The organism is Thalassospira sp. CH_XMU1420-2, assembly GCF_037029325.1.
Lineage (GTDB): Bacteria > Pseudomonadota > Alphaproteobacteria > Rhodospirillales > Thalassospiraceae > Thalassospira > Thalassospira povalilytica.
In genome coordinates, this window is the sequence record NZ_JAYMEG010000005.1 from 258,791 (window position 1) to 282,642 (window position 23,852).

General features: G+C 55.5%; 26 protein-coding genes. 20 read left to right on the forward strand and 6 right to left on the reverse strand.

Annotated elements, in window-relative coordinates; all coding sequences use genetic code 11:
* The first annotated feature begins 4 nt into the window (after positions 1-4).
* From rpsM to WA429_RS16615, 10 genes are all read left to right on the forward strand, one after another.
* Positions 5-373, forward strand: a complete 369-nt coding sequence (gene rpsM / locus WA429_RS16570) for a 30S ribosomal protein S13 (protein ID WP_068518256.1) — start codon at positions 5-7, stop codon at positions 371-373.
* A 15-nt stretch (positions 374-388) separates the two neighbouring features.
* Positions 389-781 (forward strand): 30S ribosomal protein S11, encoded by a 393-nt coding sequence (rpsK, locus tag WA429_RS16575; protein WP_044828432.1) that lies wholly within the window; start codon positions 389-391, stop codon positions 779-781.
* A 122-nt stretch (positions 782-903) separates the two neighbouring features.
* A complete protein-coding gene (locus WA429_RS16580) occupies positions 904-1,920 on the forward strand; it encodes a DNA-directed RNA polymerase subunit alpha (protein WP_068518255.1) in 1,017 nt (338 codons plus the stop codon).
* A 196-nt stretch (positions 1,921-2,116) separates the two neighbouring features.
* Complete coding sequence (gene rplQ, locus WA429_RS16585; RefSeq protein ID WP_287466318.1) at positions 2,117-2,548, forward strand: 50S ribosomal protein L17; 432 nt, start codon at positions 2,117-2,119, stop codon at positions 2,546-2,548.
* Between the two features lie 235 nt (positions 2,549-2,783).
* Positions 2,784-4,241: a DegQ family serine endoprotease gene (locus WA429_RS16590; protein WP_101247952.1), complete on the forward strand. Its 1,458-nt coding sequence runs from the start codon at positions 2,784-2,786 to the stop codon at positions 4,239-4,241.
* A gap of 27 nt (positions 4,242-4,268) precedes the next feature.
* Positions 4,269-5,588 (forward strand): replication-associated recombination protein A, encoded by a 1,320-nt coding sequence (locus WA429_RS16595; RefSeq protein WP_101247953.1) that lies wholly within the window; start codon positions 4,269-4,271, stop codon positions 5,586-5,588.
* A 112-nt stretch (positions 5,589-5,700) separates the two neighbouring features.
* Positions 5,701-6,306, forward strand: coding sequence for an FMN-dependent NADH-azoreductase (locus tag WA429_RS16600; protein ID WP_068518251.1), 606 nt, complete (start codon positions 5,701-5,703; stop codon positions 6,304-6,306).
* Between the two features lie 228 nt (positions 6,307-6,534).
* Complete coding sequence (locus WA429_RS16605; RefSeq protein ID WP_250282841.1) at positions 6,535-7,044, forward strand: DUF1499 domain-containing protein; 510 nt, start codon at positions 6,535-6,537, stop codon at positions 7,042-7,044.
* Between the two features lie 167 nt (positions 7,045-7,211).
* Positions 7,212-7,604, forward strand: coding sequence for a fluoride efflux transporter CrcB (crcB, locus tag WA429_RS16610; RefSeq protein ID WP_068518249.1), 393 nt, complete (start codon positions 7,212-7,214; stop codon positions 7,602-7,604).
* Positions 7,601-8,701, forward strand: a complete 1,101-nt coding sequence (locus tag WA429_RS16615; RefSeq protein WP_206927261.1) for an RluA family pseudouridine synthase — start codon at positions 7,601-7,603, stop codon at positions 8,699-8,701. Before crcB ends, WA429_RS16615 begins: the two co-directional genes overlap by 4 nt.
* Positions 8,702-8,822: 121 nt before the next feature.
* Here the strand turns inward: WA429_RS16615 and WA429_RS16620 are convergent, their stop codons facing one another.
* On the reverse strand, positions 8,823-9,083 hold the full coding sequence (locus tag WA429_RS16620) for a hypothetical protein (protein ID WP_068518247.1): 261 nt from the start codon (positions 9,081-9,083) through the stop codon (positions 8,823-8,825).
* Between the two features lie 203 nt (positions 9,084-9,286).
* On the opposite strand from WA429_RS16620, the gene WA429_RS16625 reads away from it, so the two are divergent.
* Together WA429_RS16625 and WA429_RS16630 are read left to right on the forward strand one after the other, a co-directional pair.
* Positions 9,287-9,985, forward strand: coding sequence for an HAD-IA family hydrolase (locus tag WA429_RS16625; protein WP_068518246.1), 699 nt, complete (start codon positions 9,287-9,289; stop codon positions 9,983-9,985).
* Complete coding sequence (locus tag WA429_RS16630; protein WP_287466319.1) at positions 9,972-10,448, forward strand: hypothetical protein; 477 nt, start codon at positions 9,972-9,974, stop codon at positions 10,446-10,448. Before WA429_RS16625 ends, WA429_RS16630 begins: the two co-directional genes overlap by 14 nt.
* A gap of 101 nt (positions 10,449-10,549) precedes the next feature.
* On the opposite strand, the gene WA429_RS16635 is transcribed toward WA429_RS16630, so the two are convergent.
* The gene (locus WA429_RS16635) at positions 10,550-11,164 is read right to left on the reverse strand and encodes an HAD family hydrolase (RefSeq protein ID WP_287466320.1); all 615 of its coding nucleotides are present in this window, start codon (positions 11,162-11,164) and stop codon (positions 10,550-10,552) included.
* Positions 11,165-11,450: 286 nt separating this feature from the next.
* On the opposite strand from WA429_RS16635, the gene WA429_RS16640 reads away from it, so the two are divergent.
* Positions 11,451-12,275, forward strand: coding sequence for a dienelactone hydrolase family protein (locus tag WA429_RS16640; RefSeq protein WP_287466321.1), 825 nt, complete (start codon positions 11,451-11,453; stop codon positions 12,273-12,275).
* Between the two features lie 71 nt (positions 12,276-12,346).
* On the opposite strand, the gene WA429_RS16645 is transcribed toward WA429_RS16640, so the two are convergent.
* From WA429_RS16645 to WA429_RS16655, 3 genes are all read right to left on the reverse strand, one after another.
* Positions 12,347-13,117 (reverse strand): ABC transporter permease, encoded by a 771-nt coding sequence (locus WA429_RS16645; RefSeq protein WP_068518242.1) that lies wholly within the window; start codon positions 13,115-13,117, stop codon positions 12,347-12,349.
* Between the two features lie 18 nt (positions 13,118-13,135).
* On the reverse strand, positions 13,136-13,921 hold the full coding sequence (locus WA429_RS16650) for an ABC transporter ATP-binding protein (protein WP_068518241.1): 786 nt from the start codon (positions 13,919-13,921) through the stop codon (positions 13,136-13,138).
* A gap of 102 nt (positions 13,922-14,023) precedes the next feature.
* The gene (locus WA429_RS16655) at positions 14,024-15,046 is read right to left on the reverse strand and encodes an ABC transporter substrate-binding protein (protein ID WP_101247960.1); all 1,023 of its coding nucleotides are present in this window, start codon (positions 15,044-15,046) and stop codon (positions 14,024-14,026) included.
* 282 nt (positions 15,047-15,328) lie between these two features.
* On the opposite strand from WA429_RS16655, the gene WA429_RS16660 reads away from it, so the two are divergent.
* Positions 15,329-16,048, forward strand: a complete 720-nt coding sequence (locus WA429_RS16660) for an ATP12 family chaperone protein (protein ID WP_258548156.1) — start codon at positions 15,329-15,331, stop codon at positions 16,046-16,048.
* A gap of 169 nt (positions 16,049-16,217) precedes the next feature.
* Here WA429_RS16660 and WA429_RS16665 read toward each other — a convergent pair whose 3' ends face one another.
* Positions 16,218-17,189 (reverse strand): ABC transporter ATP-binding protein, encoded by a 972-nt coding sequence (locus WA429_RS16665; protein ID WP_068518307.1) that lies wholly within the window; start codon positions 17,187-17,189, stop codon positions 16,218-16,220.
* A gap of 316 nt (positions 17,190-17,505) precedes the next feature.
* Here WA429_RS16665 and WA429_RS16670 point away from each other — a divergent pair, with 316 nt between their 5' ends.
* The 6 genes from WA429_RS16670 (at position 17,506) to WA429_RS16695 (ending at position 23,786) form a co-directional block, all read left to right on the forward strand.
* Complete coding sequence (locus WA429_RS16670; protein WP_287466322.1) at positions 17,506-19,038, forward strand: acyl-CoA carboxylase subunit beta; 1,533 nt, start codon at positions 17,506-17,508, stop codon at positions 19,036-19,038.
* A gap of 30 nt (positions 19,039-19,068) precedes the next feature.
* On the forward strand, positions 19,069-21,069 hold the full coding sequence (gene accC, locus WA429_RS16675; RefSeq protein WP_287466323.1) for an acetyl-CoA carboxylase biotin carboxylase subunit: 2,001 nt from the start codon (positions 19,069-19,071) through the stop codon (positions 21,067-21,069).
* Between the two features lie 236 nt (positions 21,070-21,305).
* Complete coding sequence (locus tag WA429_RS16680) at positions 21,306-22,040, forward strand: HAD family hydrolase (RefSeq protein ID WP_068518236.1); 735 nt, start codon at positions 21,306-21,308, stop codon at positions 22,038-22,040.
* Complete coding sequence (locus tag WA429_RS16685; RefSeq protein ID WP_197460795.1) at positions 22,033-22,416, forward strand: DUF1244 domain-containing protein; 384 nt, start codon at positions 22,033-22,035, stop codon at positions 22,414-22,416. The genes WA429_RS16680 and WA429_RS16685 overlap by 8 nt, the downstream gene beginning before the upstream one ends.
* A gap of 27 nt (positions 22,417-22,443) precedes the next feature.
* Entirely contained in the window at positions 22,444-22,758 is a 315-nt protein-coding gene (locus WA429_RS16690; protein ID WP_068518235.1) for an acylphosphatase, read from the forward strand.
* Between the two features lie 173 nt (positions 22,759-22,931).
* Positions 22,932-23,786, forward strand: coding sequence for a 5'-nucleotidase, lipoprotein e(P4) family (locus tag WA429_RS16695; RefSeq protein ID WP_068518234.1), 855 nt, complete (start codon positions 22,932-22,934; stop codon positions 23,784-23,786).
* Positions 23,787-23,852: the final 66 nt, after the last annotated feature.

Here is a 23,852-nt window from a genome sequence, read left to right on the forward strand (position 1 = left end):
CACAGTGGCTCGTATTGCTGGCGTAAATATCCCGACCGCGAAGCGCGTCGTGATTGCGCTTACCTACATCACCGGCATTGGCCCGGCGAAAGCTAAAGAAATTTGCGAAAAGGTCGGAATCGAAGCAGCAACCCGCGTTCATCAGCTTTCTGATGACCAGGTTCTCAAGGTTCGCGAAGTCATCGACGCTGATTACACCGTTGAAGGCGACCTTCGTCGTGAAACCGCAATGAACATTAAACGTCTGATGGATCTGGGCTGCTACCGCGGTCTCCGTCATCGTCGCGGTCTCCCGGTACGCGGTCAGCGTACCCACACCAACGCTCGCACCCGTAAGGGCCCGGCTAAGCCGATTGCTGGCAAGAAGAAGTAAGGTAGGGGAACGACAATGGCGAAAGCTCCTCAGACTCGCGTCCGTCGCCGCGAGCGCAAGAACATTACGAATGGTATCGCGCACGTAAACGCGACCTTCAACAACACCATGATCACCATCACCGACGTTCAGGGTAACACCATTTCCTGGTCGACCGCTGGTGGTATGGGTTTCCGCGGTTCGCGTAAATCGACTCCGTATGCTGCACAGATGGCTGCCGAAGACGCAGGTAAAAAAGCTGCTGAACACGGCATGAAAACCCTCGAAGTACAGGTTAAAGGCCCGGGTTCGGGACGTGAATCTGCACTGCGTGCGCTTCAGGCTGTCGGTTTCACCATTACGTCGATCAAAGACGTAACGCCGATTCCGCACAACGGTTGCCGTCCGCGTAAACGTCGTCGCGTCTAATCGCGTCGATCTTTGCGGACGACCCCGCGTTTGGGCCCGGATACGCCGGGCCCCTTCGCGTTTCTCGCGAGGGCAGATTTTTGTCCTCCTTACCATAGGCTCCAGTTGCGAAGGTGGGTCTCGTGATTCAAAAGAACTGGCAGGAACTGATTAAGCCGACGAAGCTTGATGTTACTCCGGGTACAGATGCCAGCCGCATCGGTACGATCGTGGCGGAACCGCTGGAGCGCGGTTTTGGTCAGACTCTGGGTAACGCGCTGCGTCGCATTCTGCTGTCGTCGCTCCAGGGTTCGGCGGTGACTGCGATCCAGATCGACGGTGTATTGCACGAATTTTCGTCGATTCCGGGTGTGCGTGAAGATGTTACCGACATCATCCTGAACATCAAGACCATGGGCGTGCGTATGCATGCAGAAGGTCCGAAGAAAATGACCTTGAAGGCGACCGGCCCGGGTGCCGTCACCGCAGGTCAGATCGAAACCGGCGCTGATATCGAAATCCTTAACCCGGATCTCGAACTTTGCCATCTTGACGATGGTGCTACGCTGAACATCGAATTTACCGTTGATAACGGTAAAGGCTATGTCGCAGCCAGCGCACACAGCTCTTCGGATGCGCCGATCGGTCTTATTCCGATCGATGCGATCTTCAGCCCGATCCGTAAAGTGGCCTACAAGGTGGAAAACACCCGTGTTGGTCAGGATACCGATTTTGACAAGCTGTCGCTGACCGTTGAAACCAACGGCGCACTGACCCCGGAAGATTCGGTTGCACTTGCTGCCCGTATCCTTCAGGACCAGCTGTCTCTGTTCGTCAACTTCGAAGAGCCGGAAGCGGTTGTCGAAGAGAAGAAAGAAGACGAACTGCCGTTCAACCGTAACCTTCTTCGTAAGGTTGACGAGCTTGAACTGTCGGTACGTTCGGCTAACTGCCTGAAGAACGACAACATCATCTATATCGGTGATCTTGTTCAGAAGACCGAAGCAGAAATGCTGCGTACGCCGAACTTCGGCCGTAAGTCGCTGAACGAAATCAAAGACGTGCTGGCTCAGATGGGCCTGCATCTCGGTATGGAAGTCGGCGGTTGGCCGCCGGAAAACATCGAAGAACTTGCTCGCAAGTTCGAAGATCCGTTCTAAGAACGGGTCTTCGGCCTTCGGGCCGTTATCGGAACATCCCTGTTCCAAACCGGATAACCCAGTTGTTTGGGCATCCGGCGGGCGAGTTGCCCACACCGCACGTGCATGACCTGACCTTTGCATAAAGTGATCAGGGTGGCGGCGCGGTTTTACAATCGGTTTCGTGAGCGAAGCCAGGCTATTTAGGAGAGTTACCATGCGTCACGGTATGCAAGGCCGTAAGCTTAATCGTACTTCGTCCCATCGTAAGGCGATGTTTGCCAACATGGCAGTTTCGCTGCTCACCCACGAGCAGATCAAAACCACTCTTCCGAAGGCCAAGGATCTTCGCCCGTATGTCGAAAAACTGATTACGCTGGGCAAGCGGGGCGACCTGCATGCACGCCGTCAGGCTATTTCGATCCTGCGTGACGATAAAGTCGTTGCCAAGCTGTTCGGCGAAATCGCTGACCGCTACAAAGAGCGTTCCGGTGGTTACACCCGCGTTCTCAAGGCTGGCTTCCGTTACGGCGATGCGGCTCCGGTGGCTGTGATCGAACTTGTCGATCGCAACGTCGAAGCAAAAGGCGCGGCTGACCGCGCTCGCCTCGAAGCAGAGGGCGAAGGCGAAGAAGCAACTGCTGAATAAGCAACGCTTCGGCCTTTAAGAAACAGAAACGGGCGATGCCATACGGTGTCGCCCGTTTTCTTTTGGCGCTTTGCAATCCCTCGATGGCCCGGTCAGGAGACAATCTCGCAAGGCTGTGACATTGTTCATATTTCTGCCAAGGTTGCGCGGCAGTCCTTGTTTTCCTAATTGAGCATTTGCTACGCGGAATGCGGTCGCATCCCCGAACTGTTTGACGAAAAAGAGAGAGTGTGTCGTGCAGGCAAGATGGATTCCCACCATTTTCACAATCGCCGTTCTGGCCCTTGGTTCGGTTGCCGGTTCCCTGAACCCGGCACATGCCCAGAACAATATCCAGAATGACGACAGGCGCCTGCCCACCAGCCAGGCCGAGATCAAGATGTCTTTCTCGCCACTGGTCAAACAGACGGCCCCGGCAGTGGTCAATATCTATACCAAAAAGGTGGTCGAGCAGCGCCAGCGCACCCCGTTCTTCAATGATCCGTTCTTCAAGCAGTTCTTTGGCGAACGGTTTGGCGGTGCGTTCGGGGCACCGCGCCAGCGGGTTGAACGTTCGCTCGGATCCGGGGTGATTGTTTCGGGTGACGGGACGATTGTGACCAACCATCATGTGATTGATGGTGCCAGCGAAATTCGTGTTGTGCTGCATGACAACCGCGAATTTGATGCCGATCTTGTCGGGTCGGATGAACGTACCGATCTGGCCGTTCTGAAATTGCGCGGGGTTGAAACCGCATTGCCAGCGATCAGTTTCGGAGATTCCGATGCGGTCGAAGTCGGTGATCTTGTTCTTGCCATCGGTAACCCGTTCGGGGTTGGCCAGACGGTGACCAGCGGGATTGTCTCGGCCCTTGCACGGGCCGGTGTGACCGGACAGGATTATCAGTCCTTTATCCAGACCGATGCCGCGATCAACCCGGGCAACTCGGGCGGGGCGCTGATTGATATTGATGGCAAGCTGATCGGGGTCAATTCGGCGATCTTTACCAAATCGGGCGGATCAAACGGCATCGGGTTTGCCGTGCCGGTCAATATGGTCAAGGTTGTGATGCGCGGCCTGATCAGTGGCGATTTGCGCCGCCCGTGGATTGGGGCCACCGGTCAGGCAGTGACGGCCGATCTTGCAACTTCGCTTGAACTTGATCGTCCCCACGGTGTTTTGATCAGTGCGATCCGTGATGGCAGCCCGGCCCAGCGTGGCGGTCTGCTGGCCGGGGATGTGGTTGTGGCGGTCAATGGACTTCCGGTCGACAATCCCAATGAACTCAAATTCCGGATCGCGACACTGGAACTTGATGGCAGTGCCAAGCTGACGGTGCTGCGCCGTGGCAAGGAAACCATCCTGTCGATGCCGCTTGAAGTCGCCCCGGAAGAACCGGCACGCGATGAAAGCGTGATCGAAGGCACCAACCCGTTCAGCGGCGCAAAGGTTGCCAATATGAACCCGGCACTGGCCGATGAGCTTGGCGTTGATACACTGAGCGAAGGGGTGGTGATCCTTGGCATTGCCCGTGACAGTCTGGCGCGGCGTGCACGACTTCAGGCCGGGGATTATATTGTTGAAATCAATGGTCAGAAGATTGACTCGGTCGCCCGCCTGAAGGAAGTTGTCAAAGCAGGCCAGCGCGGTCGGGACTGGAAAATCGCGGTCAAACGCGATGGCAAGGTTTTGACAGGCGAGTTTACCCTGTAACCGCCACCCGTAACGAGAAGACCGTTCATGCCATCCCTGTTTGAAAGTCAGGTAACCCGGCCCTTGGCCGACAGACTGCGCCCCGCCAAGCTTGACGAGGTGGTCGGGCAGGGGCATCTGTTTGGCGATGACGGTCCGATCACGCGCATGATCAAAACCGGGCGGGTGCCCTCGGTCATTCTGTGGGGGCCGCCCGGCTGCGGCAAAACGACATTGGCGCGTCTGATGGCCGATGTTGCCGACATGGCGTTTGAACCGCTTTCGGCGATCTTTTCGGGGGTGTCGGACCTGCGCAAGGTGTTTGAACGCGCCCGTGGCCGCCGGTCAACCGGTGGTGCAACCCTGTTGTTCATTGATGAAATCCATCGTTTCAACAAGGCCCAGCAGGACAGTTTCCTGCCCTATGTCGAAGATGGCACCATCACCCTGATCGGTGCGACAACCGAAAACCCGTCATTCGAGCTGAATGCCGCCCTGTTGTCGCGCTGTCAGGTGCTTGTTCTCAAACGCCTCGATGATCAGGGGCTTGAAGAACTTCTGGTGCGGTCCGAAAAGGAAATGGGGTTTGATCTTCCGGTAACGCCCGAGGCCCGCGAAACCTTGCGTGCCATGGCCGACGGGGACGGGCGCTATTTGCTGAACCTTGCCGAAGAACTGTTTTCCATGCCGCCCAGCGACACCAGCGATGATGGCCCGCTGGGTGTGGCCGAACTGGCGCGCACCGTGCAAAAGCGCATGCCGATCTATGACAAGGGCGATGACAGTCATTACAACCTGATCAGTGCATTGCATAAATCCATTCGCGGTTCGGACCCGGATGCGGCCCTTTACTGGTTCAACCGCATGCTGGCCGGGGGCGAAGACCCCAAATTCGTTGCCCGTCGTCTGACCCGCATGGCGGTCGAGGATATCGGCCTTGCCGACCCGCAGGCCCAGCAATTTTGCATCGGTGCCTGGGAATCCTATGAACGGCTTGGCAGCCCGGAAGGCGAGCTAGCCCTGGCGCAGGCGGTGATTTATCTCGCACTGGCGCCGAAATCGAATGCCGGATATTCGGCCTATAAGAAATCGCTCAAGATTGCGCGTGAAACCGGGTCTCTGATGCCGCCGGCCCATATCCTGAATGCGCCGACCAAACTGATGAAGGATATCGGGTACGGGACCGGATATGCCTATGACCATGATCAGGAAGACGGTTTTTCCGGGCAGAACTATTTCCCCGAAGGCATGCGCCGGCAGAATTTCTATGAGCCGGTCGAACGCGGTTTTGAACGCGATCTGAAAAAACGGGTCGAGTATTTCGATCGATTGCGTCAGGAACGGCAACAAAAGCGGGACAAGAACTGATGCTGCATGGCGTCATTTTGGAAACAATCTGGTGACCAGTATCGGGATAAACACCGAACAGGGAACAGGTTAGGTTCAGGTCAACAAACGAACACGCTTTTGGAGACCTCAAATGACCAATATTCTGCACGTGAATGCATCTGTGAATGGTGAGAATTCCAACTCCCGCCAGATCGCATCCAAACTGATTGCGCGCATTGTCGCTGCTGATCCGTCCGCCAAAGTCGTTGAGCGTGATGCCAATGACGCGGAAATCACTGCACTGACCGGTGAAACCGTTGGCGCTTTCTACACCCCCGAAGAGTCCCGTTCCGACGCACAGAAGGACGTGATTGCCGTTTCCGACAAAATGGTTGCCGAAGTTCAGGCCGCCGACGTTATCGTCATCGGCGCGCCGATGTATAACTTCAGCGTGCCTTCGACCCTTAAGGCCTGGGTTGACCTGATTGCACGTGTTGGCGTGACCTTCCAATACACCGAAAACGGCCCGGTTGGCCTGCTGAGCGGCAAGAAAGCCTATCTGGTGGTTGCCACCGGCGGCGTGCCGGTCAACAGCCCGGCTGACTTCGCAACCCCGTATCTTAAGCAGGTTCTTGCTTTTGTCGGTATCTCCGATGTTGAAGTGATCGACGCGTCGGGCTTTGCGGTAAATGCCGAGGAAGCCATGGAACGTGCGATTGCCAATGTCGAAGCAGTGGCCTTGCCATCAGTTGCCTGATGTCAACGCACTGATCTGACGATCCATGCCAACCCGGTGATCGGCGAAAGCAACTTCCCCCCCCCCCGTTCGCTGATTGCCGTGTTTGCATCCTGTGATGCCCGACTGTTCCCCAGTCGGGCATTTTGATTCCGGATCAATCCGTATTATTGTGGTGCCGTGTCCGCGTGTGTTGTCTGCCGCCAACAGCACGTTAACAGACAGGTGGTGCCATTGAGACGACTGGTTATGTTTGCTGTTTGGGGTTTGATCGTCCTTGCCGGGATATTTGTGGTTATCCGCTTTACCGGCCTGATTGACCATATGTTGCCGGCTGGTGATCCGCCCAACTTCACCTTTGCACCGGAAACACCGGTGCCACAGGCACGCAATTTCTTTATTGTCTGTCCGCCCGGACGATCCCCGCGCACCGACCGCGCGATGCCAAGCCCGTCATTTGATGCGACGGCTGCCACATTGGCCGATGTGATGATCGAAACCGCACCGGCACATGGCATGCAGTTGATGAGCGGCGTTCCCGGGGGCAAACCGGGCCGGCTTTACTTCCTTGCCAGAACACCGGTCTTTCATTTTCCGGACTGGGTCGAAGTCGAATTCATCCTGCCCGAACAGGGCGGCGATATCACATTCTGCCTGTTTGCCCAGTCGGTGTACGGACTTGATGATATCCAGCAAAACGAAAAACGCACCCGCGCCTGGTTGGCGGATGTTGTCGGAAGGATGGGGCCGTCCGGGTGATGCCTGAATTGTTCTGATTCTGAAAGATTGAAAATACGTGCGCTCTGGGGTCTGATGACCGTTCAGGGCGTGCTTTGTTACGGTGTGAAAAAGGGTTCAGATATTGCCATGGCCCCATGCCGTTTTCACACGTGACTTTTGATGTTTGAAAGAATAGGTTCCGCGCCATGCAATTTTCACCGTTGTTAATCGCTTCCATTGCCTTTGGGGGTGCTGTTGGTGCGGTCGCACGTCACAGTGTGTCTGTCATGATGGGCTCGATGCTGGGCAATGGATTTCCCTGGGGGACGCTTACGGTCAATATCGTGGGATCTTTCCTGATGGGGGCGCTGATCGAACTTTCGGCCCTGAAACTTTCGATGGGACCGGAAATGCGCGCGCTTCTTGTGACCGGTTTTCTGGGGGCGTTTACAACCTTTTCGACTTTTTCGCTGGATGTCGCGACCCTATATGAACGAAACAATCTTGGCCTGTCGGCCTTGTATGTCATTGTTTCGGTTGTGGTCGGTATTTCGGCATTGTTCGGCGCGATGGCGCTGGTAAGGGGTATTCTGCAATGAGTGGTGTCACTCTGCGCAAGGTCAAAGCTGACGAGGCCGATATCCGGCTTGATCGTTGGTTCAAGCGCAACTGCCCGGAATTCACATTCGGGCAGGTTCAAAAGTTTCTGCGTGGTGGCCAGATCCGTGTGGATGGCAAACGTGCCAAGGCCAACCAGCGGGTTGAGCCGGGACAGGAAATCCGCATCCCGCCGGTGCCGGTAATGTCTGGTGGCGGTTCGGAACCATGGGCCCAGGAAGGTGCCTATAACCCCGCCGAAGTCCAGCAGCGCAAACAGGCCGGTCCGTCAAAATCCGATGCCAGCGAGGCAGAGCTTCAGGCCCTGCGCGATTCCGTCATTTTCTATGACGAAATGGTGCTGGCAATCAACAAACCCGCCGGTCTGGCGGTGCAGGGCGGGACCAATACCAGTCTGCATGTTGACGGGATGCTCGATGCCCTGAAACTCGATAGCAAGGAACGCCCGAAACTGGTGCATCGTCTTGACAAGGACACCAGCGGTGTTTTGCTGCTGGCCCGTTCGGCGTCTGCGGCCCATGCCCTGACCAAGGCGTTCAAGGACAAATCCACCCGCAAACTTTACTGGGCGATTGTCACCGGCGCGCCGGCGGAACGCGAAGGCCTGATTGACGCACCGCTTGCCAAGCTGGCCGGCAAGGGCGGGGAAAAGATGGTCATTGACGAAAAGCTCGGCAAATCGGCGCAAAGCGTGTTCCGGCAGCTTCATCGCGCCGGGCGCAAGGCCGCCTGGCTTGCCCTGTCGCCGCTGACCGGTCGTACCCACCAGCTGCGCGTTCATTGCGAGGCAATCGAATGCCCGATCCTGGGGGATGGCAAATATGGCGGGGCCAAAGCATTCATCGATGGTCTGTCCAATCAGATGCATCTGCATGCGCGCGCGATTGATTTCCCCCATCCGGTGACCGGTCATCGTGTGGTGATCGAGGCACCGGTGCCGCCGCATTTTGCCGAAACGCTGAAAAAGCTGAATTTCGATCCGAAAACGCCGACCAAATTCCTGACCCCGGAAATTCACCGTGAAAAGGAAGAAAAGCCGAAACCCAAGGCCAAACCGTCGCGTTCGCGTAAGAAATAACGCCCGATCAAATGACCCGATAACGCGAAAAGCCGACGCAGTGCGTCGGCTTTTTCGTCCCTGTCTGAAGTCAAAACCAAAAGGCGTTGAATGACATTCGAGCTTATTATCAAGCGGTATGTTAGTTCTTGCCGAAACGTTTTATGAAGGCATCATACACCCGGTTCAGATGCTGGGCATGAACCGTATTTCCCATGCGTTCGCACATTTCAGCCTGACCTTTGATCATGAACGCAATGCGCTTGCGGCCTTGCGTCGTGTGAACCATGCTCTCGCCTTCCTCGAGTGCGGTCACAATCGGGATTTGCTCACACTCGGCAATCGCGAGAATTTCTTCCTCCTTAAGGTCGCTGAAATCTATACAGTCCCGTAGCGTGAGCATCGCCTGCCTCCGCTGTCATAAAGGTCAGAACCACAGTATAGCGCGCCTTTTGGGTGATCAGAAGAAGTTCAAATTTCACCATTGGTTTCCGGTGCTTCGGGCAAAGCAAAAAATGGTTCTTGGTTGCAGATGTCAGGGACTCGATCTTTGATCGGCTTTGGATTAGGTTCTGCCTTTCCGTTAGACAGGATGAAAGACCCCACATGACCACAGATCCGCTCAGACTTGTCGTATTTGATTGTGACGGCACGCTAGTCGACAGCCAGCATGCGATCTCCCATTGCATGGACCATGCCTTTGCGCAAAACGGGCTTGATTGCCCGGGGCTTGAAAATACCCGCACGATCATCGGTCTGAGTCTGCCCGAAGCCATTACCAAACTGGCCGCCCCCAACCGTATTGACGATGCCCTGATTGATGCCATCACCGTGGCCTACAAGACGGCGTTCTTTACCCTGCGCCAGACCCCTGATTTCCACGAGCCGCTGTTTCCCGGTGTGCGCGAAGTTCTGGCCGAGCTTGACCGTCGCCAGTGGCTGAGCGGTGTTGCCACCGGCAAGGCCCGCCGTGGTCTGGATGCCGTACTGGCCCGGAATGAACTTGAAGGCCGGTTCGTAACGCTTCAGACCTGTGACAATCACCCGTCAAAGCCCAATCCGGCGATGCTGATGGCTGCCCTTGAGGAAACCGGTGTGGATGCGCCCAATGCGGTCATTGTTGGCGATACCAGCTATGATATCGAAATGGGCCGTGCCGCGGGCATGATCGCCATTGGTGTCGATTGGGGCTATCATGATGTCGATACCCTTCATAAATCCGGCGCACATGCCGTGATCAGTCATTTTGATGATTTGCCTGTGGTTCTTGACAGAATATGGGAAAGTGACCGTGACGCCGCTTAAAAACCCGGATCTGGCACCGATCCGTTTTGAATTGACGATGGCAATCGATCCCGAGGATGCCTTTGATGCCTTTACCAAAGGCTTCGGAGACTGGTGGCCGACCGACAGCCATTCCATTTCCAAAAAGGATTGCCTGGCGATTGTCCTTGATCCGGCTGCCGGGGGTGAAATTGTCGAACATGTCAAAGGCAAGGACGACATTCCGTGGGGCCGGATCGATATCTGGCAGCCGGGTGAACGGATTGCCTTTACCTGGCACCCGGGATGGGATACTGGCGATTTCACCCGGATTGATGTGCGGTTCGGTCTGAATGATTTCGGGCGTTGTGTCATTCGTCTTGAGCACGGGGCATGGGAAAATGTCGGCGATATCGCACCGGCATTGCGGGACGGATATCTGTCGGGCTGGGAATTCGTGTTTGGTGAATGTTTTGCCAATTACCTGCGAACAGCGCGCCGCTAAGCCCGAACTCAGACCATAAATCTCGGGTCTTTGGACTGAAATGCAAAAGGGCACCCTGTGGTGCCCTTTGTCATGTCGGTTTGATGTGGGGTGATGTCGGGTTAAAAGACCCGGTCTTCGATCAGTTCACGGTGCAGTTTGACCGGATCGCGGAACCAGTGGGTCATGAACCCCATTTCGCGGGCCTGCTGGATGTTCTTTTCGCTGTCATCGATAAACAGGGTTTCGCGCGGGTTAAGTTTGAAGCGCGCACAGACCAGTTCGAAAATCTGCGGGTCGGGTTTGGCAAGCTTTTCCTGCCCCGATACCAGAATGCCTTCAAAGTAATTTAGGAAATCAAACCGTGCCAGCGCATGCGGCCATGTTTCCGCCGACCAGTTGGTCAGGGCAAACAGGCGGACTTTCTTGCGCGCTTTGAGGTCTTCCAGAATGCCGACTGTGCGTTCGATCGGGCCTTTCATCATTTCAGGCCAGCGTTCGTTCCATGCAGCAATTTCGTCATGATAGTGCGGATAGCGATGCTGAAGATCGGGGATCGAATTGGCAAAGCTCAGCGCGCCCTTGTCATGCAAAAAGTTCCAGTGCGGATGGCAGACTTCGGTCAGGAATTTTTCCATTTCCGCGGGGTCGTTGAAAATCTTGCGATACAGGTGACGCGGATCCCAGTCGACAAGAACCCCACCAAGATCAAACAGGACAGTTTCGATATCGCGCATGATGTTTCCCTATGTCTCCCCGGGGCAATGGATTGCGTGTTACGGGTTGGTTAAACCAGTTGGCACGCGCAATCGCAAGCTGCAGTTTCTTGAAAGATTGCAGATGCGCTATGATCTTGCCGGGGAACGGGAACGTAATAAGGGTCATTCCAGATGACCGGTGTGCCAGCATGCCCCGCCAGGCGGTTGGTCTTGCCGGTCGATGACATGATTGTCATTTGCCAAAACCCGGTGCGGTTGCAAATGATAAACGTTCTGCAAAACAAGAATCAGAGGAGGCCTGAACATGTGTACGCTTGATGGATGTGGTTCTCACGAACATCTTGGTCCGCCGCCCAAGGCGACCGACGAAGACCGTCGACTGTTTCTCAAAGGTGCTGTTGCCCTGCCGCTTGCTGTAATTCTTGCCGATCCGATGCTTGCCCATGCGGCTGGATCGACGCTTGAAAAAGTCACGATTACGACCCCCGAAGGCGATGCCATGATGGCCGAAATCGCCATGCCGGCAACGCTTCCGGCACCGACGGTCATTCTGATCCATGAATGGTGGGGGCTGAATGACCAGATCCGCGCGGTTGCCGCGGAATATGCCAAACAGGGCTATATCGCGCTTGCGGTTGATCTGTATGGCAAACCACCCGCAACGACGCCCGACGGGGCGAAGGCACTGATGGCAGGGCTTGATCCGGTTGCCGCAACCCGCAAGTTGCAGTCATCGGTCGCGTTCCTTCGAAATCACAAGGACTCAACGGGCAAGGTCGGCTCGGTCGGCTGGTGCTTTGGCGGCGGATGGTCGCTTAATACAGCCCTTGCCACCGATATTGATGCTGCTGTGGTCTATTACGGCAATGTCAAAAAGACCCCGGAACAGGTCGCAACCCTCAATGCGCCGCTGATGGGGCATTTCGGCACCCTGGATAAAAGCATCAACAAGGAAATGGTCGAAGGTTTCGAGGAATCCCTGCGCATTGCCGGCAAGTCGGACTATCAGTTCTACTGGTATGATGCCGATCACGCCTTTGCCAATCCAAGTGGCGGTCGCTATGACAGCGAAGACGCCATGCAGGCCTGGGAACGCACCATGGCGTTCTTTGATCAGCATCTGGGATAGTCCCCGGACGCAATTGTATGATGAAAAAAAGGCCGGGATGAACCGGCCTTTTTATTGGTCTGATGATTGGATCAGGTGGTCTGGTTGCCGCGGTTCGCCCATTTGGTCGAACGGCGTTCAATGACGTTGAAGATCTCGTACATCGCAATGCCCATCACTGCGATCACCAGCAATCCGGCAAAGACCAGCGGCATGTTGAATTTCGACGATGCGGACAGCATCAGATATCCGACACCGACATTCGATGCCACGGTCTCGGAAATCACCGACCCGACAAAGGCCAGTGTGATCGCAACCTTGAGCGATGCAAAGAAATAGGGCATGGCACGCGGGAAGCCGACCTTGACCAGAATGTCGGTGCGCGTAGCACCAAGGGAACGCAACACATCGCGCAATTCCGGTTCCAGTGTAGCAAGCCCGGTGGCGACATTGACCACGATCGGAAAGAACGAAATCAAAAATGCGGTGATGATGGCAGGCACGGTGCCGATGCCAAACCACATGACGAGTACCGGCACAAGGGCCACTTTCGGGACCGAATTGAACCCGACCAGAAGCGGGTTGGCCGCATCATAGATCGCCCGGCTGGATCCCACCAGCGCGCCCAGGATCACCCCGAACACCACGGCAATGGCAAAGCCCGCAAGGGTCGTATAAAGCGTGTGAACCGCATGCATCCAGATCGCTTCATGGAATTGCCAGCCGACAATGATGCTTTCGGACGGGGTCGGCAGGACATAGGGCGGAATATTGAAGATCCGCACGATCAGTTCCCACAGAACAAAAAGACCGATCGCACTAAGCCACGGGGCTGCTTTGGAAAGATTGGGTTTCTTTTTCATGATAACTGCCCGCCCTTCTTAGGATTCTCGCACGTCACGGATGTGACTGCGCAGTTCATGGACAAGGTCGGTGAATGGCTGGGTAAAGGTGGCTTCCTGATCGCGCGGGCGGGGCAGGGGATTTTCACGCTCTACCAGAATTTTGCCAGGCCGCTTGGACATCACATAAATGGTGTCGGCCAAATAGGCCGCTTCGCGCAGGTCATGAGTCACCAGAATGACCGTAAAGGGACGCACCATCCAAAGGTTTTGCAAAATGTCCCAAAGCTCTTCACGGGTAAAGGCATCAAGTGCGCCAAACGGTTCATCAAGCATCAGAAGATCCGGTTCATGGATCAGGGACCGGCACAGTGATGCGCGCTGCTGCATGCCGCCGGACAATTCCCAGGGATATTTGTCTTCGTGGCCTTCAAGGCCGACACTGGCCAGAAGTTTGCGCGCGCGTTCTTCGTATTCGGCCCGGTGTTTGCGCAACCGGTTGCGATGCGGTTTGACGATTTCCATGGGCAGCAACACGTTATCAAGTGTCGTCCGCCATGGCAGAAGGGTCGGGTTCTGGAATGCCATGCCGACAATCTTAAGCGGTCCGGCGACTTCCTTGTTATCAACAATGACGGTCCCCTCGGACGGGGGCATCAGGCCGGATACAAGTTTCAGCAACGAAGATTTGCCGCAGCCCGACGGTCCGACAACAGCAATGAACTCGCCCTTGCCGATCTTCATATTGGTGGTTTCAAGTGCCAGATCATCGCCTTCGCTATAGCGCAGCCTGACGTTGTTGAGTTCGACAAAGCTCTTCGACACTGCAGTTAGTCCCCCTGCCTGGTCTTGGTCGTTCTTTTTTGTGAAATCGGATGTGGTCAAAAGGAAACCGGGGCGGAAAACCGCCCCGGAATGCATTGTGACTTATTTGATTTTGCGGTCTTCGGCACCGGGCATGAAGATATCGGTAAAGACATCGCCAACGGTCGGCTTGTTTTCAAAGCCAAAAGCAAGTGCGACCTGATCAATCGCCTTTGCCATACGGTCGGTTTTGACCAGACCCATGCCGTTTTCAAGCGTATCGGGGGTGACGACGTTTTCATCAATCGCCATCTGAAGACGCTGCAATTCCAAGGCCGGGTCAATCAGCGGATCGACTTCCTTAAGGGCTTCGATCGCCGATGCCGGATCGGCAATTGCTGCACGCCAGCCTTTGACAACACCGCGCAGGAAGCCGCGCAGTTCTTCTGCATGGTTTTCCATCATGTCAGGCGACGCCAAAAGGCCGTTGCCGTAAAAGTCCATGCCGAAATCCTTATACTGGAAAACGGTCAGGTCATCCTTGGTCACACCCTGTGCCTGAAGATTGAGGATGGAGGTAAAGTAATGGCCGGAAATGGCATCAACATCACCGCGCACCAGCATCGGTTCACGCAGCGGCGGATCCATGCTTTCCCAGGTCACATCATCAAGTTTAAGCCCGGTTGCCGATGCAAATGCCGGATAAAGCTTGCGCGACGCGTCAAAGACCGGGGCGCCAAGGGTTTTGCCGACCAGGTCTTCGGGTTTGGTGATGCCCGATTTCTTGAGCATGAACAGCGAAAATGGCGGGCGGTCATAGACCATGAAGATCGATTTCATGGCGCGATCGGGGTTCGATGCGTTGAATTCGACCAGCGAGTTGATATCGGCAAGTGATACGTCATAGGCGCCGCTGGCAACGCGGGTAATCGCGCCAACCGAACCGTTGCCTGAGTCAATCGTGACATCCAGGCCTTCTTCGTCAAAATAGCCGTTCTTCTTGGCGAGAAGGTACGGGGCCGCCGGACCTTCGAATTTCCAGTCGAGCGAAAACTTGATCGCCATTTGCGCCATTGCCGAATGCGCGCCCAAAGCAACCGCCGCCCCAAGTGCTGCACCCAAAAGTCGGTTTGTAAAAGTCGTCATTTGTTAAGAAGCCTCCTGTTTCGGGCCGATAATGCCGACCCTGCAACCGAATAGTCCCCTGATGACACAGCAATTCACATGCCATGTCGCGAATGCACCCGCTTTGCCGCGGATTTGTAATCTTCACGAAACAGAGTAGAGTTGTTTATTATTTGGTCAATGGGCCAAATTGATCAAAAATTATACAGAATTTCTTGATAATCGCCCAATCAGCGTTCTGTTCACGGCCAATCGCGATTAAAAGGCCTTGCGCAGCGCGCTGCTTTTAGGCATATGGCGATCATGCTTACAAAAACGATCAATCGCTTCTACAAAAAAGCCGAAGCTGTCGCAGATGACAGCGGTTCGGGTTGGCGCGTGCATCTTGACGGGCGCGCAGTGAAATCGCCGGCAAAGGCAGAATTCCTGCTGCCGTCAGAAGTTCTGGCGCGCGAAATTGCCGCGGAATGGGATGCGCAGGGGGAAAAAGTTCAACCCGCGACCATGCCGATCATGCAGCTTGCGGCAACCGCCATCGATCGGGTGGCGCCAAACCGTGCTGCTGTGATTGCCGAGCTGACCGGGTACGGGCGGTCTGACCTGTTATGTTATCGTGCGACCTTCCCCGAAGATCTGATCGAACGTCAGGCCAAGGCATGGCAGCCGTTGCTTGACTGGGCAAAAGACGGCCTTGGTGTCACGCTTGCCGTGACAGAAGGCGTGATGCCGATCAGCCAGGATGATGCATCGCTTCTGCGGTTGCAGGATCATGTCGAAAGCTTTGATGACTATCACCTGACTGCATTGCACAGCCTGACCACGGTGTCCGGGTCGGTGATTATCGGTCTTGCCGTGATGAACCGTCAGATCGACGCCCAGCGGGCCTTTGAATGCGCCATGCTTGATGAAGAATACGCGATCGAACAATGGGGCGAAGACGCCGAAGCCGTCGCACGCCGCGACCGTCATCAGGCGGAATTGCTGGCAACCGGCCGTTATCTTGATCTTCTTGCCGGTCGCTAGGCGCCGGGCAGTGTCGCCAGCCATCTGATGGCTGGTTTGATATCCCTTGATCCGTAAATGTCGGGTTTCACATGGTCCGGGTTTCTGTCGTCGGGCCGTGTGTTGGTGCGTCGTTGTCTGGGTACGTGAGTGCGCCGTGGTTTGAGTACGTGAGTACTTGAATGGTGTCTCAGTGCATCCAGCGGGCAATCAGCTTGTGCTGAACCGCGGCCTGTGCCGCCACCCGGTAATAGGACAGCAATTCGCGCATCGGCGATGACATCCGGTCAAACCCGGATATGAATGCAACGATAATGCCGACCGACGTCGCCCCTTCAAGCACCAGATAACCCCCGACAAACAGCACGCAAATCGGTGCCAGCGCATTCAGAAAATTGATCAGCGCCTTCATACCGAATTTCAGGAAGAACAGCCGCATCCGGTTGTCAAATATGTCATCAATCCCGCGATTGATGGTTGTCAGCCGGTCGCGGTTTTCCGCACCCGGTGACAGTTCGGACAATTCGTCACTGACAGATCGCATCTTGTTGACCCGATCTTCGATCAGGGCGTTGATGCGTTTCTGAATAACCGGCACCAGCGCGACTTGCGGGATCAGGGCGACCAGTCCGATCACACCAATCACCGGCTCGACACTGATCATATAGCCCAGCCCGAATATCAGCATCCCGCTATTGACGACGGGTTGTGACAGCCCGTCACCGACAAAGCCGCCCAGCTTTTCAATTTCCGATCCGATGATCGAGACCGCGCGTCCGTTGCCTTCGTCTTCGTCACCGGTCTGATTGTCGGCATGAAGCCGCGACAGGTGTTGTCTGTTGTAACGGATGGCACTTTCACTCAGCCAGCCTTCATACATGCGCAGCGCCAGCTTGATCAGGCCATGCACGATGATGATCGCCAGATAGATTGACGCCAGTATGGTCAGAAGTTGGTAATTCTCCTGCGTGATCGCATCATCGACAATCCGCCGTTGCAGCTCGATCGGTGCGATGCCAAGCGCAGCAACACTGACCGCCATCAGGCAAACCGCCACCTGGTGCCATCCGCTCATGCGCCAGACATAACGCCACAATGACGGGGCAGGGCGGTCATCGCCGGTACGTTCGGGCGCGCGCGGAGAAAAATGAAATCTGGGCATACAGCTTAACTCATATGTTTGGGCGGAATTTCCGGTGGGCGGCTTGGCTGCAAGAAGCATGTCGCCGCCAACGCCCAAGGGCAAGAGCTGTCTGTAATGCCGGGCATATCCGGCCAGTTGCCTAGACTTTAGTCCAGCCCATCCTGATATATCGCAATGACGTTAGGGAAATCAGGCATTTGCGGCTATTTTTGTTGTCGTTCGATCGTGTGAAAAATAATTGGCATTCCAGTACCGAATAATGCTATTTCATTTCACAGGACGCGCACATTGGGCGAAATGTGCAAAACGCCTGATCACAGCAAGGAAAACACAAATGCAAGATATCGTCGCCAAGCTCGAAGCGAAACGCGCCGAAGCCGCCATGGGCGGTGGCCAGCGCCGCATTGATAATCAGCACGCCAAAGGCAAGCTCACCGCGCGTGAACGTCTTGATGTGCTGCTTGACGAAGGTTCCTTCGAAGAATGGGATATGTTTGTCGAACATGATTGTGTGGATTTCGGCATGACCGAAAACCGCATCCCGGGCGATGGTGTTGTGACCGGGCATGGCACGATCAATGGCCGTCTTGTCTTTGTGTTTTCACAGGATTTCACCGTGTTTGGCGGGGCGCTTTCGGGCGCGCATGCGCGCAAGATCGGCAAGATCATGGATCAGGCAATGAAGGTCGGTGCACCGGTCATCGGCCTGAATGATTCGGGCGGTGCCCGTATTCAGGAAGGGGTCGAAAGTCTTGCCGGCTATGCCGATGTGTTTCAACGCAATGTCGAGGCATCGGGCGTCATCCCGCAGATTTCGCTGATCATGGGGCCATGCGCCGGTGGGGCGGTCTATAGCCCGGCCATGACCGACTTTATCTTCATGGTCAAGGACAGCTCCTATATGTTCGTGACCGGGCCTGATGTGGTCAAAACCGTGACCCACGAGGAAGTCACCCACGAACAGCTGGGCGGGGCATCGACCCATACCCAGATTTCCGGTGTTGCCGATCTGGCCTTTGACAATGATGTGGACCTGCTGTTGCAGACGCGTCGTTTCATGGATTTCCTGCCGCTTTGTAACAAGGAAGACCCGCCCGCCCATCTGTGCGAGGACCCGATCACGCGTGATGATTTCTCGCTTGATACGCTTGTGCCTGAAAACCCCAACATGCCCTATGACATGAAGGAGCTGATTTCAAAGATCGTCGATGAAGGCGACTTCTTTGAAATTCAGCCCGACTACGCCAAAAACATCATCATCGGCATGGCGCGCATGGATGGCCGCACCGTTGGTGTGGTTGCCAACCAGCCGATGGTTCTGGCCGGGTGCCTTGATATCGACAGTTCGAAAAAGGCCGCGCGCTTTGTGCGGTTCTGCGATGCCTATAACATTCCGATTGTCACCCTTGTTGATGTTCCGGGCTTCATGCCGGGCACCGCACAGGAATATGGCGGGATCATCAAACATGGCGCCAAGCTTCTTTATGCCTATGCCGAGGCAACGGTGCCCAAGGTCACCGTGATTACGCGCAAGGCCTATGGCGGGGCTTATGACGTTATGGCGTCCAAGCATCTGCGTGGTGATGTCAACTATGCCTGGCCAACCGCCGAAATCGCGGTGATGGGGCCAAAGGGTGCTGTGGAAATCATTTTCCGGTCCGACATGAATGACCCGGCCAAGATCGAAGCCCGCACCGAAGAATATCGCGAAAAATTTGCCAACCCGTTTGTCGCTGGTCGCAAGGGGTTCATTGACGATGTCATCATGCCGCACGGGACCCGTCGCCGTGTGTGCAAGGCGCTTGGCATGTTGCGCAACAAGGACATCAAGAACCCGGAAAAGAAACACGGCAACATTCCGTTGTAAGCCGCCAAGACAAATTGGGAGACAGAAAGAATGTTTAGCAAAATCCTGATTGCCAACCGCGGTGAAATTGCCTGCCGTGTGATCAAATCAGCCCGCAAAATGGGCATCAAAACCGTTGCGGTTTATTCCGATGCGGATAAAGCCGCCCTGCATGTGCAGATGGCTGACGAGGCCGTGCATATCGGCCCGGCACCGAGCAACCAGTCCTATCTGATCATTGATAAGATCATCCAGGCCTGCAAATCCACCGGGGCAGAGGCCGTTCATCCGGGCTATGGCTTCCTGTCGGAAAACCAGGCCTTTGCCAAGGCGCTTGATGCCGCCAATATCGCCTTTATCGGCCCGCCGAATGGCGCGATTGCCGCCATGGGCGACAAGATTACCTCCAAGAAAATCGCTGCTGACGCCGGGGTCTCCACCGTTCCGGGCTATATGGGGGTCATCAAGGACACTGATGAAGCGATCAAGATCGCCAATGAAATCGGCTATCCGGTGATGCTCAAGGCATCGGCTGGCGGTGGTGGCAAGGGCATGCGCATTGCGCGCAATGACGCCGAATGCCGCGAAGGGTTCGAACGTGCAACCTCCGAAGCCGCAAGCTCGTTTGGCGATGACCGTGTATTCGTTGAAAAATTCGTCGAAGAACCGCGCCATATCGAAATTCAGGTGCTGGCCGACAAGCACGGCAATGCGATCTATCTTGGCGAACGTGAATGTTCCATTCAGCGCCGCCATCAGAAAGTCGTCGAAGAAGCCCCGTCACCCTTTATCGATCCGGCAACCCGCAAGGCCATGGGCGAACAGGCCGTGGCACTGGCGCGGGCTGTGGATTATTGCTCGGCCGGGACGGTGGAATTCATTGTTGATAAGGACAAGAATTTCTATTTCCTTGAAATGAACACCCGTCTTCAGGTCGAACATCCGGTGACCGAACTTGTCACCGGGCAAGACCTTGTCGAATGGATGATCAGGATCGCCGATGGTCAGGAACTCACCCTTAAACAGGATGACGTGACCTTGACCGGCTGGGCGATGGAAACCCGCGTCTATGCCGAAGACCCGTTCCGTGAATTCCTGCCCTCGACCGGGCGTCTGGTGAAATATCAACCGCCTGCCGAAAGTGCGACGGTGCGTGTTGATACCGGCGTCTATGAAGGCGGCGAAATTTCGATGTATTACGACCCGATGGTCGCCAAGCTCATCACCTATGGCGAAAATCGTGATCAGGCGATTAGGGAAATGCGCGCCGCCCTTGATGCCTATTACATTCGCGGCATTTCGCACAACATCCCGTTCCTGGCTGCCGTCATGGCCAACAAACGGTTCCAGGATGGCAATATCACCACCAACTTCATTGCCGAAGAATATCCGGACGGCTTTTCGGCCGATGATCTTCCCAATGAAGACCCGGCAACGCTTGTTGTTGTCGCGGCATACCTTAATCAGCGTTATGCCGAACGCAATTCCGGCATCACCGGACAGGTCAGCGACCATCCGATCAAGGTCGCCGAAAGCTGGGTCGCGGTAAGTGGCGATGAACACACCCCGTTTGATATCGAGTTTGATGGTGTTAACGGCGATTACATCGTCGCCATCGGCGATCGCAGCTATGGCGTGGTGTCGGACTGGAAAATCGGTGATCCGATGTTTGTCGGTGAAATCGACGGTACGCCGGTTTGTGTGCAGATCGATATCGAAGGTGTTGGCTTCCGCCTGTCATCAAACGGTGTGCAGCGCAGCTTCAAGGTCCTTCTGCCCCGCGTGGCAGAACTTCAGAAACTGATGCCGTTCAAAGCCCCGCCAGACATGTCGAACTTCCTGCAATCACCGATGCCGGGACTTCTGGTCAAGGTCTCCGTGACCGAAGGCCAGACCGTCCAGCCGGGCGAGGAACTTTGCATTCTTGAAGCCATGAAAATGGAAAACGTGCTGAAAGCCGAAAGCAAAGGTGTGGTCAAAAAAATCCATGCCGAACAGGGCGCAAACCTGTCGGTCGATGCCATCATCATCGAGTTCGAAAAAGACGAATAAGCCACCCGATCCCTCAAGGGTGATATCCGCACAAGGCGCTGGCGATCAAATCGCTGGCGCCTTTTCTTTTAACCTGTTCAACCGCTTGCTTTTTCAACCCCTTTCGCAAGGCGATCACGCATATTAAATACAGACAACGGGGCTTTACGCCGGGTTTGCACTGCCATATGGTCGCAAATCGAGGCTGTACTTCCCGATGAATACGGCCATCCAATAACAAGAAACGAGGCGTGAATATGTACAAGCTGATTGCTTTTGATGGCGACGATACCCTGTGGCACAACGAGCCACTTTTCCGCGAAGCCCATGTGCAGCTGCGCGAAATGCTAAGCCATTATGTCCCGGCCGATCAGGTTGATGACCGGCTCTATCAGGCCGAACTGGCCAATCTTTCAATCTATGGCTATGGCGTTACCGGCTTTACCCTGTCGATGATCGAAACCGCGATCGAACTTTCCGACCGCAAGATCAGTGCCGAAGACATCCACAAGCTGGCCGAGATCGGCAAATCCATGCTGCGTGCGCCGACCCGCATCATTGATGGCGCTGAAGATGTGCTTAAACGCTATGCCCATGATCCGAAATACAAGGTGGTCCTGATCACCAAGGGGGATCTGATCGCCCAGCAGCTCAAGATCGACCGGTCCGGGTTCGAAGACCTGTTTGACGGGATCGAGATTGTCTCGGAAAAGGACCCGCTGACCTATCGCAATATCTTTGGCCGCTATGGCGTGGAGCCCGAAGACGCGATCATGATCGGCAATTCGATGAAATCCGATATCCTGCCGGTGCTTGCGTGTGGCGGGTCTGCGATCCACATTCCCTATGAAATCACCTGGGTTCATGAAATGGTCGATCAGACCGAAATTGAAAACCAGAATGTCGTGACCGCCGAAAGCATTGCTGATGTTCCGGCCATGATTGAACAACTTGAACAACACCGCACTGCTGGGAGCATGGAACATGTCTGATTGTGCCGGTTCTGAAATGTCGACGGCGGCCGTCCTGGCCAATGGCCCGGCAGCCGATCTTGATCCGCAAACCAAACTGGAACTCGAAGCCGCGGCCTTTCGCGGGCTTGTGAAGCATCTTCAGGACCGCAAGGACGTTCAGAATATCGATCTGATGAACCTTGCCGGGTTCTGCCGCAACTGCCTGTCGAAATGGTATCTTGCCGCGGCCCGTGAACGCGGTGTGGCGATGGATTATGACGGTGCGCGCGAAGTCGTCTATGGCATGACCTATGACGAATGGAAAGATAACCATCAGGCCCCGGCAACCGACGAACAGAAACAGAAATTCGTCGATACCGCCCATCTGCATGCCAAAATCCCCGGTGCAAAGTAACCTGCGTCCGGGGGAAGGAGTGCGACCATGACCGACACACGCCCCGATCCAGCCACCGGCAAAGGCAACATATCCGTTCACGCCCGGATCGAAGGCCGGGTGCAGGGGGTATGGTATCGGGCCTGGACCGTTGAAGAAGCCCGCAAGCGCGGCCTGACCGGCTGGGTGCGCAATCGCACCGATGGCACGGTCGAGGCGGTCTTTTGCGGGCCGGTGGACCGCGTGCAATCGATGATTGGGGCCTGTCACGAAGGGCCGCTTCATGCCCGTGTTGACCGCATTCACGAAGAGCCCGCCCTGGAAGACGGTTTCACCGGTTTTGAAAAACGCCCAACCGCCTGACACCACATCGTCCTGCGGTCACGTGGCGCTATTGTCAAAATAACTTAATCAGCCTTTTTCGGTGTAATCGCCGAAAAAGGCTTTTTCTTTGATGCAGTGCGATGGCATTCTAGCGGCATCCTGTCTGTATGGTCAGCATCCATTTGGTCGGGAAATCAACAGGGAGAATACAAATGACCTTTATCGCGAAATCATTCGGTGTGGCTGCCATTGTTGCGACCACCGCCTTTTGCGCGGTTGGCGCGCAGGCGCAGGAACCGGCACAGAATGACGGTTTGAACGGAACGCTTTGGCTTCAGACCTCGGTCGAATACAAAACGACCGCCATGTCGGTCTATGCCGGTGCGACCCGTCTGCTGGACGCTGCTATTGGCGATCACAGCTGGACCGCCGCCCTTGAGCAGGACGGCAACTATATGGCCAAACCGCCGGCCGTGATCCTTGACGTTGATGAAACGGTTCTGGACAACTCGAAATATCAGGCATGGGTTGTAACGGAAAACACCTATTACAGCTCCAAGACCTGGGCGAAATTCGTTCATGACATGGTTTCAACCCCGACCCCGGGTGCACTGGAATTCACCAAGGCGGCTGCTGCCAAGGGTGTTGAAGTCTTCTATGTGTCAAACCGCAAGGCACCGGAAGAAGCCCCGACCATCGAAAACCTTAAGAAATACGGTTTCCCCTATGCCGATGAAAAGCACGTGATGCTGCGCGGCGAGATCGAAACCTGGGGTTCGGCCAAGGCACCGCGTCGTCAGGCAGTTGCCGATGATTATCGTGTCATCATGATGTTTGGCGACAACTTTGGTGACTTCACCGACGATATCGATGGCACCATTGATGAACGTCTTGCCGTCATGGACAAATACGCGACCTATTGGGGTGAACGCTGGTTCATGCTGCCAAATCCGAGCTACGGTTCGTGGGAATCGGCGGCCTTTGGTGGTGACTGGGGCAAATCCGGTGGCGAACGCCGTCAGGACAAGCTCAATGCCATGGATCCGTGGGCAGGCCCGGGCGAATAAGCCCATATCAGCTTGACTAAAATGAAAGGGCGCCTGATCGGGCGCCCTTTTTGCATGGCCGGTTAT